At 75.0% G+C, this 1,912-nt stretch carries 2 protein-coding genes; one reads left to right on the forward strand and one right to left on the reverse strand.

Features of this window, described 5'->3' with window-relative positions; all coding sequences use genetic code 11:
- On the reverse strand, window positions 1–699 hold a 699-nt coding region (locus tag NBW84_RS22300; protein ID WP_250287135.1), incomplete at its 3' end, for a Type 1 glutamine amidotransferase-like domain-containing protein.
- Window positions 700–1,012: 313 nt separating this feature from the next.
- Between NBW84_RS22300 and NBW84_RS22305 the strand changes: the two genes are divergently transcribed.
- The coding region (locus NBW84_RS22305) for a protein kinase (protein ID WP_250287136.1) at window positions 1,013–1,912 on the forward strand (900 nt) is incomplete at its 3' end.

Raw genomic sequence — 1,912 nt, forward strand, 5'->3', positions numbered from 1 at the left:
GCCGGCCTCGGCTGTGCCGGCCGCGCCCGGGATCCGCTGGACCCGCCAGGCGTACACGCCCGGCCGGTCGGCGACGGCCTCCACCAGTTCGGTCCCCCGGAAGTGCAGGCCGGCCCCGTCGTCGGTGGCCCAGCCGGCCGGCAGCGTCCCGTCCGCGACCAGCTTCTGGTAGAGCGGACGCCGGCCCGGCTCCGAGTCGTAGTGCGGGGTGTTGCTGAACGGCAGCAGGCCGAGGCCGTCGGTGACCGCCCGCAGGTCCGGCCCGAACGAGTCGGTGGTGCCGCCCGCGTGCCAGCACAGCGATCCCGCGGACACCCCGCCGAGGACCACGCCCGCCTCCCACGCCTCCCGCATGATCACATCGAGGCCGTGGACGCGCCACACCGCGAGCAGGTTCGCCACGCTGCCGCCGCCCACCCAGATCACGTCCTGGCCCAGCAGGTGCGTGCGGACGTCGGGGATGTTCGGCATCGGGAACAGCGCGAGGTGGGAGGCGCGCACCTGCGGGGTGTCGCGGGCGAGCGCGGCGTAGTAGCGTGCGTAGGCGGCCGGGTCGTCGCCGACAGCGGTGGCCAGCAGGCACAGCTTCGGACGGGCCGGCTGCCCGGCCAGGCGCAGCGCGTGGTGGATCAGCGGGCCGACCCGGGCTCCCCAGCGTCCGTCCGGCAGGAAGCCGCCGCTGGTCGCGAGGATGTTCACCGTCCGCCCCTCGTGCTGTGCCCCTTCGTGCTGTGCTCCTTCGTGCTGTGCCCGTTCGTGCCCGTGCTCATCGGCGTCCGCGTCCGTTCGTGACTGTCCGTATCCGGGGCCGGCTGTTCCGTCCACCCGGGCATGTTTCCGCCGTCTGCGTGTTCTACCGTATTCGTGCCGTATGCGGCATGCCCGCTGTACGCCGCGGTCACCGTACCCCGGACCGTTTGCGGACCTGATTGCGGCGCGAGTTATCCACAGTTTGCCGGGGAGGGCTGCACAGAATGGCTTTTTCGGCTTACCGTCACTTTTTGTGACCTCAATGTACGATTCCGCCGGTTCCCGGGGTGGACGGGAGAACCCGGCCGATCCTCCCGTGCCCGGGGTGGTGCTGCGCGCCCGGGTCCGGGATGCCGGCGCCGGGGACGTGTGGGCCGGCCGGGTCGTGGCCACCGGGGCCGAGTGCACGGTCCGGCGGGTCAGGCTGCCCCCGGACGCGGCCGGCCGCGAGGCCGCCATGAGGTCGGCGCGCCTGCTGGTCGAGCTCGATCACCCACATCTCGTCCCGGTCATCGACGTGATCGCGACATCCGAGGGGATCGCGGTGGTGTCGGAGCCGGTCGACGGGGCGGTCAACCTGGGCCGGCTGCTCGGCGTCCGGGAGCGGCTGGAGCCCGGTGAGGTGGTGACGGTCGGGCTGCCACTGGCCCAGGCGCTGGCCGCGGCGCATGCCGCGGGTGTGGTGCACGGCCGTCTCGATCTTGCCGACGTCCTGCTCGAGCCGAACGGCCGGCCGGTGCTGGCGGGGACGGGCATCGTCGGCCTCAGCGGCCCGCCCACCACCCCGCCGGTGGACGTCGGTGACCTCGCAGGCCTGCTGCTGGCGGCGATGCCGCACACCACCGGGCCGGCCGCGGCCGCGGTTGCCGTCGCTGTCGCGCCCGCTCTGGTGGACGACCCGGGCCGCCGGCCGACGGCACCGGAGCTGGCCGCGGCGCTGGCCCGGAGCTGCAACCCCGCGCCGGTGCGGATGCTGGGCCGGAAGTGGCGTGAGGAGGTGCTGTCCACACCGCCCCCGACGGCACCGCCCCCGCTGGCACCGCCCTCGCTGGCGCCGCCCTCGCTGGCACCGCCCCCGCGGACACCGCCCCCGCTGGCACCGCCCCCGCTGGCACCGCCCCCGCGGACACCGCCGCCAACGGTGCCGGCCGCGGACGGCGCC

This window comes from Protofrankia sp. CiP1_Cm_nod2 (assembly GCF_920664355.1).
Classification (GTDB): domain Bacteria; phylum Actinomycetota; class Actinomycetes; order Frankiales; family Frankiaceae; genus Protofrankia.